Source organism: Streptomyces sp. NPDC031445 (genome assembly GCF_055581365.1).
The window spans coordinates 22,892-38,886 of the sequence record NZ_JBVIJO010000025.1; the positions used below are offsets into that span (position 1 = coordinate 22,892).

General features: G+C 69.2%; 10 protein-coding genes and 4 pseudogenes. 11 read left to right on the top strand and 3 right to left on the bottom strand.

The window, feature by feature from the left end; all coding sequences use genetic code 11:
* The first annotated feature begins 1,166 nt into the window (after positions 1 to 1,166).
* A complete protein-coding gene (locus ACZ5DC_RS38635) occupies positions 1,167 to 1,700 on the top strand; it encodes a hypothetical protein (RefSeq protein ID WP_468660846.1) in 534 nt (177 codons plus the stop codon).
* A gap of 96 nt (positions 1,701 to 1,796) precedes the next feature.
* On the opposite strand, the gene ACZ5DC_RS38640 is transcribed toward ACZ5DC_RS38635, so the two are convergent.
* The gene (locus ACZ5DC_RS38640; RefSeq protein ID WP_468660848.1) at positions 1,797 to 3,167 is read right to left on the bottom strand and encodes an NAD-dependent succinate-semialdehyde dehydrogenase; all 1,371 of its coding nucleotides are present in this window, start codon (positions 3,165 to 3,167) and stop codon (positions 1,797 to 1,799) included.
* 43 nt (positions 3,168 to 3,210) lie between these two features.
* Positions 3,211 to 3,687: a GFA family protein gene (locus ACZ5DC_RS38645; protein WP_196942324.1), complete on the bottom strand. Its 477-nt coding sequence runs from the start codon at positions 3,685 to 3,687 to the stop codon at positions 3,211 to 3,213.
* 216 nt (positions 3,688 to 3,903) lie between these two features.
* Here ACZ5DC_RS38645 and ACZ5DC_RS38650 point away from each other — a divergent pair, with 216 nt between their 5' ends.
* Both ACZ5DC_RS38650 and ACZ5DC_RS38655 read left to right on the top strand, forming a co-directional pair.
* The gene (locus ACZ5DC_RS38650) at positions 3,904 to 4,857 is read left to right on the top strand and encodes an MmyB family transcriptional regulator (protein WP_468660851.1); all 954 of its coding nucleotides are present in this window, start codon (positions 3,904 to 3,906) and stop codon (positions 4,855 to 4,857) included.
* Between the two features lie 125 nt (positions 4,858 to 4,982).
* Positions 4,983 to 6,143: an epoxide hydrolase family protein gene (locus ACZ5DC_RS38655; protein ID WP_468660853.1), complete on the top strand. Its 1,161-nt coding sequence runs from the start codon at positions 4,983 to 4,985 to the stop codon at positions 6,141 to 6,143.
* A gap of 619 nt (positions 6,144 to 6,762) precedes the next feature.
* Here the strand turns inward: ACZ5DC_RS38655 and ACZ5DC_RS38660 are convergent.
* Positions 6,763 to 7,182, bottom strand: coding sequence for a YunG family protein (locus ACZ5DC_RS38660; RefSeq protein ID WP_468660881.1), 420 nt, complete (start codon positions 7,180 to 7,182; stop codon positions 6,763 to 6,765).
* 302 nt (positions 7,183 to 7,484) lie between these two features.
* Between ACZ5DC_RS38660 and ACZ5DC_RS38665 the strand changes: the two are divergent.
* The 8 genes and pseudogenes from ACZ5DC_RS38665 to ACZ5DC_RS38700 all read left to right on the top strand — a co-directional run.
* Positions 7,485 to 7,628 (top strand): annotated as a pseudogene (locus ACZ5DC_RS38665) (IS5/IS1182 family transposase); the annotation flags it as partial.
* 2 nt (positions 7,629 to 7,630) lie between these two features.
* A pseudogene (locus ACZ5DC_RS38670) lies at positions 7,631 to 7,771 on the top strand (IS5/IS1182 family transposase); the annotation flags it as partial.
* A 580-nt stretch (positions 7,772 to 8,351) separates the two neighbouring features.
* Positions 8,352 to 8,558, top strand: a pseudogene (locus tag ACZ5DC_RS38675) (ricin-type beta-trefoil lectin domain protein); the annotation flags it as partial.
* 140 nt (positions 8,559 to 8,698) lie between these two features.
* Positions 8,699 to 10,237, top strand: coding sequence for an arabinofuranosidase catalytic domain-containing protein (locus ACZ5DC_RS38680; protein ID WP_468660855.1), 1,539 nt, complete (start codon positions 8,699 to 8,701; stop codon positions 10,235 to 10,237).
* 409 nt (positions 10,238 to 10,646) lie between these two features.
* A pseudogene (locus ACZ5DC_RS38685) lies at positions 10,647 to 11,450 on the top strand (glycoside hydrolase family 30 protein); the annotation flags it as partial.
* Positions 11,451 to 11,567: 117 nt separating this feature from the next.
* Positions 11,568 to 13,550: an alpha-L-fucosidase gene (locus ACZ5DC_RS38690; protein WP_468660857.1), complete on the top strand. Its 1,983-nt coding sequence runs from the start codon at positions 11,568 to 11,570 to the stop codon at positions 13,548 to 13,550.
* Positions 13,551 to 13,623: 73 nt separating this feature from the next.
* The gene (locus ACZ5DC_RS38695) at positions 13,624 to 14,931 is read left to right on the top strand and encodes a ricin-type beta-trefoil lectin domain protein (RefSeq protein ID WP_468660883.1); all 1,308 of its coding nucleotides are present in this window, start codon (positions 13,624 to 13,626) and stop codon (positions 14,929 to 14,931) included.
* A gap of 680 nt (positions 14,932 to 15,611) precedes the next feature.
* On the top strand, positions 15,612 to 15,740 hold the full coding sequence (locus tag ACZ5DC_RS38700; RefSeq protein ID WP_468660859.1) for a hypothetical protein: 129 nt from the start codon (positions 15,612 to 15,614) through the stop codon (positions 15,738 to 15,740).
* Positions 15,741 to 15,995 lie beyond the last annotated feature (255 nt).

Below are 15,995 nucleotides of genomic sequence, written 5' to 3' on the forward strand. Positions count from 1 at the left end.
CCGGGGCCGGCGGTGCTGAACTGCCCCAGCTCGGTGGCCGACGCAACGCCGGCCTCGTCACGCGTGAAGCCGACGAGGGCGAGAACCAGGCCCTCCAGCGGACCGCCGGCCGATTCGGCGTAGCACTGGTCGGGCCGCGGGCCCGGCCGGCCGTTGCCACTCCCCGCCGAACCGGTACTCGGGGCCGGACGGGCGCGGGGCGGCGGCGAGCGGAGAACGGGAGGAGACCGTCGCGATGGCCTGATGCTTCTCGAAGCTGCGCACGGCAAGCGGCCGTTCACGCGGCTTCCGCTGCCCCCTCGGGCCCGTGTTCCGTGGATCACCGGGGATTGTCAGTGCCTGCCGTTAGAGTCCTGGCAGGGGTTGGACGCGCACGCCCCGAGGCCGTCACCGGGGCGCCCACGCCGCCGGGTGGTCAAGGCCGAAGGCTCGCCGGGATAGCCCGGCACCCTGATTACGGTCCGGGCGGGGGCCCGCGACGCTGCGGCATGCCTGAAGACGGTCGTGAGCCTGGTGGCGGGAGGCGTGGGGACCCGTCCGGAGGACTCGTCATGGCCAAGCACGGAAGCAACGATCTCAAGGCGCGCGCCCGGCGTCCGGCCGAGAAGGAAGGCATCTCCTGCACGGCCGCTCTGCAACGGCTGCGGGACGGCCACGGAAGAGCGGACCGCCGAGCCGGCCCGCCCCGTTGATCCGGGCCGGTGGCGCGCGCACGGGCCGCTTCGTGACGGGCGGAGCTGGCTGCCGGCCCTGGCCGCGGGCCAGAGGGGCGTATGGGTGTCGGTGCCGCGTTCGGTGCGCGCTCACCCGCTGTGGGGCGAGCGGATCGAGCCGCTGCTGATCGACCGCTGGGACGGCGCGACACCCCATGTGGCGTGCGAGCACCGTGACCTGCTGCTTCAGGTGCTGCGTGCGGTGTGCGGCCGCACCGGATGCGAGCGGGAGCCGGTCGAGTACGTCGACGTCGAGGTGCGCCTGGACGCTGTCCGCGCCGAGGGGCGGCTGCTGCTGCAGTGGGCGGGTGTGGAGCTGGCTCATGCGGGCGATCACCAGTCCTGGACGAGCCCGCGCCTGACGCACTGCGAGGTTGTTGCCGGCGCGCTGCGCCTGGACATCGAGGGGCGGGGGAGACCGCCCGGCGGCGCATCACCTGGGAGCCCGGGACGGTGCTGCGGGCGGAAGGCGTTCCCCGCGCCGCCCTCGCGGGCGAACCCGCCGACGGTTACGACGTGGTGGCCGTCAGCACGGACGATCCCACCGGTGCGGTGCGCCGTCAGGGCTGGCGGCTGCTCGGACTGAGGTACGGCGACGACATCCCGCCGCCCCCGGCCGACGCAGCCGAAGGACGTCTGGGCCCCATCCCCGGCAACCGGCCGCAGGGCCTGTACGAGGTGCCCACGGACTACCCCGGCGAGCACCTCGCCGACTTTGTGCACGTGGACGAGGAGGCCGGCAGGATCTACGTCGCCAGCCGGGAACCGGCCCGCATCACCGAGTACGTCCTGCCGCTGACCCGGGAACGGCGGGCGGCCTTCAGGCGTACGCGCAGGCTTACGGCCGGGCGGCGGCCGCCTACGCGGTCGTCGGCGCGAACGAGGGGGCGGCTGCCGCGCTCGCCGGCACCGTCTTCTCCCCGCACCGCCTGTACCAGCTGCTGCGCATCCTCGCAGTCCGCGACGCTGCCGACGCCGCCGCCCTGACCGGCCGCTCACCCGCCCAGTGGGCCGATGCCGGATGGAACCTCGACCCGCTGGGGTCCAACCTGGCCGGGCAGCCCCTGCGGTCGGCAGCCCGCGCTACGGCGCGACCCTCACCAGCTTGCGGTTGAGGAATTCGCCGATGCCCAGTTCTGACAGTTCACGTCCGAATCCTGAAGCCTTCACGCCTCCGAAGGGCAGGCTCGGCGAGTCGGCGAAGCAGGAGTTGATGTACACCATGCCGCACTCGAGGCGAGTCGCCACCTGCTGGGCGTGCTCGACGTCGGCGTCGAAGACGTAGCCGCCGAGGCCGAACCGGGTGGCGTTGGCCAGCTGGATCGCCTCTTCCTCGCTGTCCACGACGTAGAAGGACAGCACGGGTCCGAACGCCTCCTCCTGGAAGAGCGGATTGTCCTCGTCGATGTCCGTGATGATCGTCGGTTCGAGGTAGAACCCGGGCCGGTCGACGCGGTGACCGCCGTGCACGATCCGTGCTCCGGCGGCCTTTGCGTCCTGAATCTGCCGGAGCAGCCCTTCCAGGGCGCGCTCGCTGGACAGAGGGCCGACCAGGGTGGCCTCGTCCTTCGGATCACCCACCTTGATCGCGGCGAAGCGCTCTGTCAGGGCGGCCAGCATCTCTGCGCCCCGTTCCCTGCCGACCACGATCACCCGCTTGATGTTGACGCAGCCCTGACCCGAGTTGTAGGTGCGTCCCATCACGACCTGCTCGACCGCGTGTTCCAAGGGTGCGCCTTCCAGGATCAGCGCAGGGTCGCTGCCGCCCAGTTCCAGGACCGCCTTCTTCAGGTTGCGGCCGGCGCGTTCACCGACCGCGGCGCCCGCGCGCTCGCTGCCGGTCAGGGTGACGCCTCGCACACGGAAGTCGTCGATGAGCTTGGCGGTCTGCTCGATGCTGCAGAAGAGGTTCGTGTACGCCCCTTCGGGGGCTCCCGCCTCCTCGAAAAGCCGCGCGAAAGCCAGGGCGCACTGCGGCACGCTCTCGGCGTGCTTCATCATGACCACATTGCCCGCGACGAGCTGGGACGCGGCGACGCGGGCCAGCTGATAGTAGGGGAAGTTCCACGGCTCGATCGCCAGAATGACGCCGATGGGTTCGGCGATCAGCTTCGCGTCGCGCTCACCCGGAAGTGACTGCTCCGCGAGGAACTCCTCCCCGTGTTCCGCGTAGTAGTCCAGGATGTCGGCCACGAGATCGACCTCGAAGTAGCCGAAGCGGGTGACCTTTCCCATTTCCAAGGTCAGGTATTCCACATACTCATCCCGCTTCTCACGCAGGATCTGGGCGGCACGACCGACGATCCGCGCCCGCTCCGCGACCGACCTGGACCTCCAGTCCTCGCGGCAGAGCTTGTCTGCGGTTTCCAGCGCCGCGAAGACTTCTTCATCCGACTGCAGCGGGAACTCCTTCACGAGTTCACCGGTGGCCGGGTTGACCGTACGAAAGCTCACTGTCCACTTCATTTCTGGTAATTGAATAAAATCTTGATCGAGGTCAGTCGCCGAACACCGGACGATCTTCCTGACGTGCGCGTTGCTCCACGTCGCCGTCGAACCTCGGGCGGTCGGGGTCCGGTGCGATCCAGTCCTGGGCCCGCCGCCACCACGCCTCTGCGGACGGCCTGAGCCCAGAAGGGTCGTCGAGGGTTCCGGCCTTGACGATCACGAGGCCGGGCCGTTCGTGGAGGATCGTGAAGATCGGCGTACCGCACTCGCCGCAGAAAAGCCTGTCGCGCACGTTTCCATTCTCGACTCCGACGGTTTGATAGGACCTGGGCGTTCCCTTGACCTCCAGTGCGTCGCGCGCCACCAGAACGTTCACCGAGAACGCCGCACCGCTGTGCCGCTGACAGTGACCGCAGTGGCAGAGGACGACGGCATCGGGCTCGGCGTCGAAGCGATAGCTGACCGAGCCGCACAGGCAGTGTCCGGTTCGCACCCGGGAGCCGAATACTGAATCGACGTTGCTCATTCGAGAATCTTCCTCGTTCGGGTCTCTGGGCTTTTCCCGAGCGGCAGGCCTTTTGTGCGGAGCGCTTTCAGGGAGCGCTTGTGGCCTGTGGCTCAGGGACACGTCGAGCGTGCTTCGGGCGCGCGGCGCCAGCCAGACACCCGCTCCTTCTACGTCCCGGAGGGCTAGCACTGGCAGGGACAGGCTCGGCTGCGGGCATCGAGTGATACTCGGAGCATGGCAACGCATCACGCCGCCTCCACCGGATCGTCACCCGCCGCGGCATCGGCTCCGGCGCCCGACCTGGAGCAGGCACTCGACCCGCGCACGGAACTGAGTGAGTTCCTGCGCACCCGCAGGGCCCGCCTGAAGCCGGCCGACGTAGGGCTCGCCGACTACAGCCGGCGGCGCCGCGTGCCGGGCCTGCGGCGTGAGGAACTGGCGCAGCTCGCCGGAGTCTCCGCGGCGTACTACACCCGCTTCGAGCAGGGCAACGCCCGCAACGTCTCACGCGAACTGCTGGAGGCGATCTCCCGTGCGCTCCGGCTCTCCGACACCGAACACGCCCACCTGCTGCGCCTGGCCCAGTCCCGCCGGCCTCGGCGGCGGCAGCCCGCACCGCCGCGCCAGCAGGTCAGGCCCGCGGTACGAGAGCTGCTGACGGCGATGGAAGGCGTGCCGGCCTACGTGTGGGGCCGCCGCTCCGACGTCCTGGCGTGGAACCAGACCGCCTCCGCCCTCTTCGGCGACTGGGCGGCCCGTGCCCCGCACGAGCGGAACTGGGCCAGGATCACCTTCCTCGACCCCGCATCCCGGGAACTCTTCACGGACTGGGAGTCCAAGGCGTACGACGTGGTGGGACAGCTGCGGCTGGGCGCCAGCCTGCACGCGGAGGATCCCCTGCTGGCGTCACTGATCGGCGAACTCTCCGTGAAGAGCGAGGACTTCCGCAGGCTCTGGGCCGCCCACGACGTCCGCAGGAAGACGCACGGCACCATGCGCCTGTCTCATCCGCTCGTGGGAGAACTCACGCTGCGCTACGAGACCCTCGCACTCCCCGGCGACCAGAAACAGTCGCTGACGACCTACCACGCCGCGCCCGGTTCCCCGTCCGAGGAGGCGCTGCGCGTGCTGGCCAGCTGGGGAGCGGACGCCTCGCAGGAACGCCCCGCCCGCACACCGGGTGCGTGAGGCCCCTTCCCAGGGACCTCCAGCTCGTCCGCCCCGTTCAGACCCGCTGACGCTTCTCGACGATCCGCGGTGCGCAGCGGCGTCACGCTCGAATGAAGGTCACGCCACCGTGAAGGAGACGGCATATGGCGCACGTGCGTCCGTTTCGTAGCGAAACCAGTGAAGAACAACTCAACGATCTACGGGAGCGGTTGGCCAGAACCCGGTTCGCGTCGGCCTTTTCGGGACAGGAGTGGACACACGGCACTCCCCCCGACTACCTAGCCGAGCTGCTGGAGTACTGGCGGACCGAGTTCGACTGGGGTGCGGCCCAGGCGCGGCTCAACGAGCTTCCCCAGTTTCTCGCCGAGGTCGGCGGCCACACTGTGCACTTCGTGCACGCCAAGGGCGTGGGGCCGCGTCCGTTCCCGCTGCTGTTCTCGCACGGCTGGCCGGGTTCGTTCTGGGAGGTGCACAAGATCATCGGGCCGCTGACCGATCCGGCGGCCCACGGCGGGGACCCGGCCGACGCGTTCGACGTGGTTGCGCCGAGTCTGCCCGGCTTCGGTTTCTCCCCGCATCCCGGCACGCCCGGGATCACCCCGACGGCCATCGCGCACCTGTTCAACCAGCTCATGACCGAGGTACTCGGCTATGCGCGCTACGGCGCGCAGGGCGGCGATTTCGGCGCGCAGATCACCAGCCGCCTCGGCCGCGACCACGGCGGTACCGTGGCCGGCATCCACCTGAACCTGATCGGGGCCACGCCGGTGCTGGACGAGCATGCGGCCCCACTCACGCCCGAGGAAGAGGCGTTCGTGGCCCAGGCCGAGCACTTCTTCTCCGCGGAGGGCGCCTACGCCCAGATCCAGGGCACCCGGCCGTCCACGCTCGCTGCGGGACTGTCCGACTCCCCCGCCGGGCTTGCCGCGTGGATCGTGGAGAAGTTCCGGGCGTGGAGCGACTGCGGCGGTGACGTCGAGTCGGTGTTCAGTAAAAACGAGCTGCTCACCGACATCACCCTGTACTGGCTGACCAACTCCATCGCCACCTCCGCCCGCCTGTACTACGAGACCATGCACACCGAAGGCATGGTCGGCAGGCTCGTGCCCGGTTATGTCGACACGCCGACCGGGTTCGCGTCCTTCGCCCAGGACAATTTCACGCCGCCCGAGTCGTGGGTGCGCCGGTGCTACCGTCTGACACGGTTCACCGAGTTCGACCGGGGCGGCCATTTCGCGGCGTTGGAGAGGCCGCAGGAGCTGGTCACCGAGATCCGCGAGTTCTTCCGCCCGCTCCGCGCCTGACCACACCGCGAGCCGGGCATTGCCACGGCCACTCGCGGGAGGGGACGGCGAGGAATAATTCCGCTTCCAGCACGACGCCGGACCGCGCCTCACCTAGAACCGCTGTTCGGAGAGGCCGGTGACGCGGCCGGCTGCCGCTCGGCGTCTGAGGCGTAGGGCAACTCGCGCCCCGGCACGTGCCGCGTAGGCCCGGTCAGTGACGCGCCGGCAAGGCTGACGCTTCCGGCGTCTGCCGGCACACACCACCGCAGCGTGTGCTGCCCACCGGTTCCACCGCGAAGCGGGTCCGCCGCCGAACGCTCACTCGCTGCAGACGAGGGTGGCGCCTGGTCGGCGCCCGGTCCCGGTTCAGGCGCCGCCCAGGGCCCAGCCTCCGTCCTGCGGCACCGCGAAAGCGAGCGTTAAGGGCTCGTGACCCGAGACGGTACAGATCGCCCACAGGCGGATGGGAAAGGTGCGGTAGCGGTCGCGCCACCTCTGCTCCCCGTCGGCGCCTTCGTACCAGGAGGGCCGCGGGGAGGGGTCTACGGCAAGCCGAGTACGGCACCATCATCGAAACCGGCACCGACTCCTACCGTCTCGCCACCACCCGCGCCCGAACCGAGAAGCTGGAAGCCAGCTAAGGATTCGCAGGCGACCGGCGGGTCGCCTGCAACTCGCTGAGTTTTGCCATGACCCGATCGCGGAGAAGCTCGTACTCCTGACGATGCCTGCGCCACTTGGTGATGGGCGGGCGCGGGACAACGACACCATCGGTGACAACCTCCTCCGGCCGGAACTGCTCGCGGGTGAGGTCGACCTCGATGCCCATACCCAGACGGTTCCACCAGTGGTAGTCCGCGTGCTGCCCGTCGACCAGGACTTCTCCGCGGATCAGTTCCCCGCCCAGCAAGTCGTTCAGCACCATGGCCGTGACGACACACTGCTCCCGGGCCGGATTGTCCTGGCTCCAGCGCGGGCGGAACTCAGGCGGGCACGTGTCGGCACCCCAACTGCTGCGAATGGCACGTTCGATGTAGGTGAGAAGCAGCGGCGTCATGCCGGGGATCCTCTCAGCCAGCACTGACAACGTCCCGACACGGACCATCACGCACCGACGCCGGTGCTTCATAACTGCATAACTGCTGAACACGTCGCGGACCCCCTGCCCGCCCCTGCCGAGGCCGTACCCGAGCCTGCCGCCAAGCCCCACATGCCAACGGCCGAGTACACCGAACTCAGCCGCCGCATCGACGACCTCGCGGCCGCCCAAACCGCCCTGCTGCGCCTTCTCGCGCAGGCCGGACGTCTCGACCGCCACACCGCCGGCCACAGCACGTGACAGACACCGGACCGGTGTGTCTGAGGGAGCACCGCCGCGTTCTCGGAGCCCGACGGCGACGCCTGAACGCAGGCCCACAGGCCCTGCTCAACTTCGCTCACCTGCGCAATGACCAGCCCTGCGCCCGGCTCGCGGCCGGATTCGGGATCAGCACCACCACCGCCTTGCAAAAATCTGCCCGCTGGTCGAGCAGGCCATCGCCACGCTCAAGTCCTGGCGCCTCCTCCGCAAACTCCGCTGCTCGACCACCCGGACCACGAACGTTGTCCAAGCAGTCCTGGTCCTTCACCTCGCTGCCACGGGCTGAGATCACCCCGCAGGCCCGCGCTCGATCCGCATCCGCTGACGTCTCGAAATTTCGGATGCTCTTCGTAAATCCAGGGGAGGGCGCGGGTGCCGGAGGGGCGACCGGCTGTCGCCGCGCCGTCCGGGAGTGGCGCCGCTCCGCTGCCGAGGGGTGCCCATGTGCACAGCCCTGCCAGGTGGTTTAGTCGGGTGTGTCTACGGCGTTGTGCCTTCACGGGTGCTGCGAACGTTTCGCCGTGATTGCCGATTCATGTTGCAGGTATTGACGCCGTTCACCGGTTCCCTATTATCCACGGTGCCCGATACTCCGACAGTAGTTCGAAGTATCGAACGAAGATCAGGATTGCTCCGCTTGTCAGTGCATCTCCGTCGCCACCGCGGTGGCCGAGCCGTAAGGGGCATGTCGCACCATGTATATGTCATGGCCTCGTCAGGTTCTTCGGGAGTTCCTGCCCGTCAGAACCAGGCACCGTTCCGCGCCCGCACCAGGCCCTTCTGGTGCGGGGTGCCGCCGGGGAGCGGGGCGGCGACCGGTTGACCGGGTACGGAAGCAACGGCCTGGACGTCCCGGATCGCGCCACCACCAGACCACACCGGGGACGAAGGTGGAGATCTGGACCTGCAACGGCCAGACCAATCAGCAGTGGACGCTGAACGCGGACGGCACGATCACCGGCGTCGAGTCCGGCCTGTGCCTGGACGTCACCGGAGGGGTCGGCTCCGGCGGAAGCCTCGTCCAACTGTCGACCTGCAACGGCGGCAGCAGCCAGCGGTGGACGCCGGCATGAGTCCCCCCCTCACGCCGCGGCCGAGCCCCGACCGGTCAGCCTGCCGCGTGTCTGCCGGCCGCGGACAACCGGGCGCCTCCGCACCGACCACAGACAGCTACGGCGCCGCCGTGGGGCGGCACCCTCACATAGGAGGTCTCATGACCGGATCAGCCGTCGACCGCCGGCGGAGGCGAGGGAAAGCCGCGCTCCTCGTCGTCCTGGCGATGCTCGTGGCCGCGTTCGGCACAACGGCGTTCGCCGCGTCCTTACCGACCGGCACGGCCACCACCGCCCGCCCGGCCGCCCACTCGGCGAAAGCCATCGCGGCCGACGGGTCGCTGCCGTGTGACATCTACGCCGCGGGCGGTACGCCGTGCGTGACGGCGCACTCCACCACCAGGGCGCTCCTCGCGTCGTACAACGGGCCGCTGTACCAGATCCAGAGATTTTCCGATCACAGCTACCGCGACATCGGAGTGCTGGGCGCGGGTGGCTACGCCGACGGGGCGTCCCAGGTCTCCTTCTGCTCGGGCACGTCGTGCACGATCACGAAGATCTACGACCAGACCTCCAAGCACAACGACCTGCCGATCTCCTGGGGCGGCTACTGGAAGGGGCCCGGTCCCAACGGAGCCGACGTCGGGGCCGACGCCATGGCCCTGCCGGTGACCGCGGGCGGTCACCAGGTCTTCGGTGTCAAGGTCAAGCCCGGTGTCGGCTACCGGATCGACCACGCGAACGGCGTGGCCACCGGTTCCCAGCCCGAGGGCATCTACATGGTGACGTCGTCGGACTACACCAACCAGTGGTGCTGCTTCGACTACGGCAGCGGCGAGAACTCCCACACCGACACGGGCGACGCCACCATGAACGCCATCTACTGGGGCAACGCCTGCTGGTTCGGCGGGTGCACCGGCAGCGGTCCGTGGGTCGAGGCCGACCTGGAGAACGGGATGTACCACACCAACACCGGCTCCAACAAGGATCCCAACAACGCCGGTGTGCACTACCCGTTCGTCAGCGCGTGGCTGAAGAACAACGGCACGAGCAATTTCACCCTCAAATACGGCAACGGCGCCGGCGGCGGCCTGACCACCACGTTCTCCGGCCCGCTGCCGAACGGCTACTCGCCGATGAAGCTCGACAGTTCGGTGCTGCTCGGCACCGGCGGCGACAACAGTGTCTCGGGCTCGGGCGAGTTCTTCGAGGGCGCGATGACGGCGGGCTACCCCTCCGACGCCACCGAGAACGCCGTGCAGGCCGCCATCACCGCGGCCGGCTACGGGACGGGCGGCGGCACCAAGACGGGCGCGCTGCGCGCCGTGGGTGCGGGCAGGTGCCTGGAGGTGCCGGGTTCGTCGACGACGGCGGGGACGCAGACCCAGATCCGGGACTGCACCGGCGCGGCGAACCAGACCTGGTCCCAGACCAGCGCTCGGGAGCTCACCGTCTACTCCGGCAGCAGCCGCCTGTGCCTGGACGCCTCCGGTCAGGGCACCAGTCCCGGTACCAAGGTCATCACCTGGTCCTGCAACGGCCAGTCCAACCAGCAGTGGAACGTCAACGCGGACGGCACCGTCACCAGTGCCCAGTCGGGCCTGTGCCTGGACGTGACCGGCGCCGCCACCGCCAACGGCACCGCCGTCCAGCTGTGGACCTGCAACGGCCAGTCCAACCAGAAGTGGTCGCTGAACTGACCCCTTGAAGGATCCGCGGCAGCCGGCCGGGGCGGCACGCGACCACCGCCCCGGCGCGTCACCGCACCGCCCACGCGCGGGACCGTCCCGCCCCTCACACAAGCCGCAGCGACGGACCGCACAGGAGGACCGGATGAGGACGAGAAGGCGTCGGCACGCAGACCGTCGGCCGGCGTGGGCGAAGGGACACGCCTACGCGACGCACGGCGGCCGGTGCGGGCGAGGGCACACACCCACGCGATGCACGGCGACCGGGCGTGCTGCGTCACCCCGGACCCGGCCCGGAGTGCCGATCCGGAGCAGTGGCGGCCCGCAGCCGGCCGGTGACGGGCGACCGCACAGTCATCGGGCCCCGTGACCGGGCTCCCCTCCCGCACGGGGACACCTCCCACCTGTGAAAGGAATCCACGTGTCAGCCTTCAGCCGGTTGTTCCGGCGCCTGCGCGTCCTGACCGCAGTGCTCGCGGGCCTGCTCCTGACCGCCGGCGGCATCGTCGCCACGACCGCCGCCCCGGCCCAGGCCGCCACCTCCATCACGATCAACGGCGCGTCCGGCGGCCGTACCTTCGACGGCGTCGGCGCCATCAGCGGCGGGGGCGGCAACAGCAGACTCCTGACCGACTATCCCGAGCCCCAGCGCGGCCAGATCCTGGACTACCTGTTCAAGCCCGGCTACGGCGCCTCCCTGCAGATCCTCAAGGCGGAGATCGGCGGAGACACCAACTCCACCTCAGGGGCCGAACCGAGTCACCAGCACACCCGCTCCGACCTCAACTGCGACCGGGGCTACGAGTGGTGGCTGATGGAGCAGGCCAAGGCCCGCAACCCGGGCATCAAGCTGTACGGGCTCGCCTGGGGCGCGCCCGGCTGGATCGGCGGCGGGAACTTCTGGTCGACCGACATGGCCGACTACCTGCTCTCGTGGCTGGGCTGCGCCAAGCAGCACGGGCTGACCATCGACTACCTCGGCGGGTGGAACGAGCGGGGCTACAACATCTCCTGGTACGAACAACTGCGCAGCGCGCTCGACAGCCACGGCTACGGCAACGTCAAGATCGTCGCGGCCGACTCCGACTGGTCCGTGGCGAACGACATCGACTCCGACCCGGCGTTCGCCTCCGCGGTGAGCGCCATCGGCACGCACTACCCCTGCGGCTACCGGTCGTCCCAGTCCACCTGCTCGGTGCCGTCGGCCGCCACGTCGTCCGGCAAGACGCGGACCTGCAACGGCAACAGGAACCAGCAGTAGACGCGCGACTGATCCGGTGACCGGCCGACGACCACCGGCTCCCGCACCACCCCAGTCGACCACCCCCCGAGAGGCCTCCACATGTCTTCCTCCTCCCTGCCGGTCAGCCGCCGTCGACTGCTGGCGGCGGCCGGCGCGGCCACGGCCTTCGGCCTGCTGCGCTTCGCTCCCGAGGCCGCCGCGACCGACGGTCCCGGCAACTACACCGCGAGCTGGCCGTCCGTGGACCAGCACCCCCCGGCCCCGGCCTGGTTCCAGGACGCCAAGTTCGGCATCTACTACCACTGGGGAGCCTTCAGCGTTCCCGCGTTCGGAAACGAGTGGTACCCGCGCAACATGTACATCGGGGGCTCGAACGAGAACAGGCACCACATCGCCACCTACGGCGACCCCTCGGTATGGCCGTACCACAACTTCATCGACGGTGCCCGCGACAAGTCCGGCAACTACGTGCAGTTCGCGCCCGAACTGGCCTCCAAGGGAGGGGAATTCGATCCGGACGCCTGGGCCCGGCTGTTCAGGTCCGCGGGCGCCAGGTTCGCCGGCCCGGTCGCCGAACACCACGACGGCTTCTCCATGTGGAACAGCCGCGCCAACCCGTGGAACTCGGTCCAGCACGGCCCCCGACTCGACCTCGTGGGACTGCACGCGCAATCCATCCGCGGGCAGGGGCTGAAATTCATGGCCTCGCTGCACCACGCGTACCACTTCAACGGCTACTACGACCACGTGCCGTCCCAGTCGGACGCGTCGCTGCGCGTGCTCTACGGCCAGCAGGGCTCGGCAGCGGAGAACAAACTCTGGTTCGACAAGCTGGTCGAGGTCATCGACGGCTACCAGCCCGACCTGATCTGGCAGGACTTCGACCTGGGCCTGGTGCAGGAGTCCTACCGCCTCCAGTTCCTCGCGCACTACTACAACCAGGCCGTCTCCTGGAACAAGGACGTGGTCGCGACCTACAAGGACGGCCTCGACGCCAAGGGCGAGGTCTACGACTTCGAACGCGGCGGCCCGGCCGGGCTGCTCACCCCCTACTGGCTGACCGACGACAGCATCTCCTCCACCAGCTGGTGCTACACGACGGGCATCGGCTACTACTCGACGCAGGCACTGCTCCACTCGCTGATCGACCGGGTCAGCAAGGGCGGCACCATGCTGCTGAACATCGCACCGACGGCCGCCGGCGCCATCCCCTCCGGACAGCAGTCCATCCTGCTCGGCATGGGCGACTGGCTCGGCCGCTTCGGGGAGGCGGTCTACTCCACCCGCTCCTGGACCAGCTACGGCGAGGGCCCCACCAAGATGGGCGGGGGCTCGTTCAGCGGACCGGTGGCCGGCACCGCCAAGGACATCCGGTTCACCCGCAGCCAGGACGACAAGATCCTCTACGCCACCGCGCTGGGCTGGCAGGGCGGCACCATGACCATCACGACCCTGAACTCCAACCAGTTCAACCTCAGCACCCTGACGAGCGCCCGACTGCTGAACAACGCCGCCGGCAGCTACACCGACCTGCCCGCACCGGTCCAGGACGCCTCCGGCCTGCACCTCACCATGCCCTCGGCCAACCCGCCGTTCAGCGCCCTGGCCTACACGGTCAAGCTCACCTTCTCCGGCCGGATCCCCCCACTGAGCGGGCCGGGCGGCTCGACCACCTGGGTGCGGATCGCCAACGTGACCAGCGGGCTGGTACTCGACAGCGGGGGCGATGTGGCCTCCGGCTCCAACCTCAAGCAGTGGAACTACGACGGAAGCGTCAACCTGCAGTGGCAGCTGATCGACCTCGGCAACGGCTACCACCGCATCATGAACCGCGCCAACGGCATGGCCGCCGACAGCTGGGGCGACTCCGCCAACGGCGCCCCCGCCCGCCAGGCGGCATGGAACGGCGGCGACAACCAGCAGTGGTCGCTCAACAGCCTCGGCGGCAACCGCTACCAGATCATCAACCGCGGAACCGGCACCGCACTCGACGGCAGTGGCAGCACCACGGTCGGCTCCACCACGGTGATGTGGACGCCGAACTCCAGCACCAACAACGAATGGACCATCACCGGCACCTGAAACGCCGGCCACCGCGTCCCCTGCACCTCCTCACCCACGGAAGAAGGAGTGTATGAAACGCACACCACTCTTGATGTCGATCGCGGCTGCGATACTCCTCGTCCTGTCGGCCGCGGGTACCTCGTCCGGCAGCGCCCGCGCAGCGACCGCGCCGGCCACCACCGGCAGCGTCAGGGCGACCACCGGCTGCGGCAAGGCTCCGGCGCTGACGAGCGGCACCCACACGATCCAGAGCGGCGGCCAGACCCGCAGTTACCTCCTGCGGGTCCCCGCCGGCTACGACAACAACCACCCCTACCGGCTGATCTTCGGTTTCCACTGGCGGGGCGGCACGGCCAACGACGTCGACTCAGGTGGAACGGACGGGTACAACTGGTCCTACTACGGCCTGCGGCGCCTGGCCGACGCGAACAACAGCACCATCTTCGTCGCCCCCCAGGGCAACGGCAACGGCTGGGCCAACCCAGGCGGCCAGGACGTGGCCTTCGTCGACGCCACGGTCAGCCAGCTCGAAGCAGGCCTGTGCGTGGACACCACGCAGTTATTCTCCGCCGGCTTCAGCTACGGCGGTGCGATGTCGTACGCCCTCGCCTGCTCCCGGCCCACGGTCTTCCGCGCGGTCGCGGTCTACTCCGGCGCGAACCTCAGCGGATGCGACGGCGGCACTCAGCCCATCGCCTACATGGGCCTGCACGGCATCAGGGACAACGTGCTGCCCATCGCGTCGGGACGGGGACTGCGCGACACCTTCGTCCGGAACAACGGCTGCACCCCGCAGAACCCGCCCGAGCCCGCCTACGGCAGCCTGACGCACATCGTCACCGCCTACTCCGGCTGCCGGTCGGGATACCCCGTCGTCTGGGCCGCGTTCGACGGAGCGGGCCACGACCCCGGCCCCATAGACGGTTCCACCGGCGACGGCTGGCGCACCTGGACATCGGCAGCGGTGTGGCAGTTCTTCACACAGTTCGACTCGAATCCGCCGCCGTCCACCGGCAACCATGAGATCGTCGGCGAGCAGTCAGGGCGCTGCCTCGACATCAACAACTCCACCACGGCCAACGGCACACAGGCACAACTGTGGGACTGCAACGGTGGCGCCAACCAAAGGTGGACCTCCACCTCCGGAAAGCAACTGGTCGTCTACGGCAACAAATGCCTGGGCGCCGGCCAGACAGCGGCCAACGGCACCCCGGCGGCGATCTGGGACTGCAACGGACAGACAGACCAGCAATGGAACATCAATCCCGACGGCACGATCACAGCGCTGCGCTCGGGGCTCTGCCTGGATGCCAACGGCCAGGGCACCGCCAACGCGACGAAGATCCAGCTGTGGACCTGCACGGGCGGCACGAACCAGCGCTGGCACTCGCAGAACTGACACACGGGGCACATACGACACCGCTCCGACCTGGCCCCGGACCAAGCTTCGCGAGGTTGCATCGTCTGGAGCGAGTCGCCGGGGTTGATGCTGGGTGCTTGAACAGGTGAGGGCCTTCATGCGGCTGCTCAACAGGCATACCGGCCCGGGCGTCCCGGCAGAGGCGTTGTGACCGGACTCGGGGACCGGCCGCGACGCCCCTGCAACGCACACAGCGGCGGAGTACCCCTCGCCTGCACACGCACACTGAACCGAATCGGTGGCCTGATCATGTGCGGCTGTTTCGTCAGCCGACTACGCCCGGACCATAGGGCCGGTCCCGGTTGCGCGGGATGCGGGGTGCGCCGCCGTCCCGCACGCCGCCCGGCCCGCTACCCCCGGCCCCGGGCCGTCCGGGTGCGCGCCACCGGCCCGTCCGCCCCGGCCTCGCCGCCGGATCCGGAGTGCCGATTCGGCGGCAGCCGCATCGGCACAGGGGCGGCCGCGTCGTCGGAGAACGCGTCTGAGAACCCAGTGACGCACGGCCGCCTCCCCCGCGTGCCGCACTCGCAGCGGACCTGCTCAGCAGCTGCCACGCCGCCCGAAGCATGGCACGCGCAGGGCGCCTTTCAGCTCGACCAGGGCAGTACGGTCACGCCCGCGGCTTCGCCGAGCAGATCCCCGATCCCGAGGGCCGGAGCGTGACCACCGAGGAGGGCGGCATCTACCACTTCGGTCTGATCCGGATCGGTGACGACGGTGACCTTCAGTACACCGTGGAGCCCGCGCTCGCGTCGATTGGCTCTGTCGACGTCTCGTGGTTCTGGTGACTGTTGGCCCTGCTCGTAGGTCTCGAGAGATCGTCCGGAAACTGACGGTGTCGACCGCCTTGGGGATGATGGTTCCGATCTGTGCGCGAGGTACTGCTCCGATTGGAAGAGCTGCTCTTCGCGTCGCCGCCCCGTGCAGGTCCACCTTCAGCACCAGCAACGCTCCATCGGTGTTGGGCTGCTCGAAGCCGTAGGCCGTGCGGCACAGGAATCGGCTCCCGCGGCGGAGCTCGGTGACGCGTTGGGCCTCGTCCC

Excerpts from the sequence above, each read along its gene's own strand:
- ACZ5DC_RS38680 (WP_468660855.1), top strand. The coding sequence starts at position 8,699 with ATGACCGGATCAGCCGTCGACCGCCGGCGGAGGCGAGGGAAAGCCGCG.
- ACZ5DC_RS38660 (WP_468660881.1), bottom strand. The coding sequence starts at position 7,182 with ATGACGCCGCTGCTTCTCACCTACATCGAACGTGCCATTCGCAGCAGT.
- ACZ5DC_RS38690 (WP_468660857.1), top strand. The coding sequence starts at position 11,568 with ATGTCTTCCTCCTCCCTGCCGGTCAGCCGCCGTCGACTGCTGGCGGCG.
- ACZ5DC_RS38695 (WP_468660883.1), top strand. The coding sequence starts at position 13,624 with ATGTCGATCGCGGCTGCGATACTCCTCGTCCTGTCGGCCGCGGGTACC.
- ACZ5DC_RS38645 (WP_196942324.1), bottom strand. The coding sequence starts at position 3,687 with ATGAGCAACGTCGATTCAGTATTCGGCTCCCGGGTGCGAACCGGACAC.
- ACZ5DC_RS38650 (WP_468660851.1), top strand. The coding sequence starts at position 3,904 with ATGGCAACGCATCACGCCGCCTCCACCGGATCGTCACCCGCCGCGGCA.
- ACZ5DC_RS38655 (WP_468660853.1), top strand. The coding sequence starts at position 4,983 with ATGGCGCACGTGCGTCCGTTTCGTAGCGAAACCAGTGAAGAACAACTC.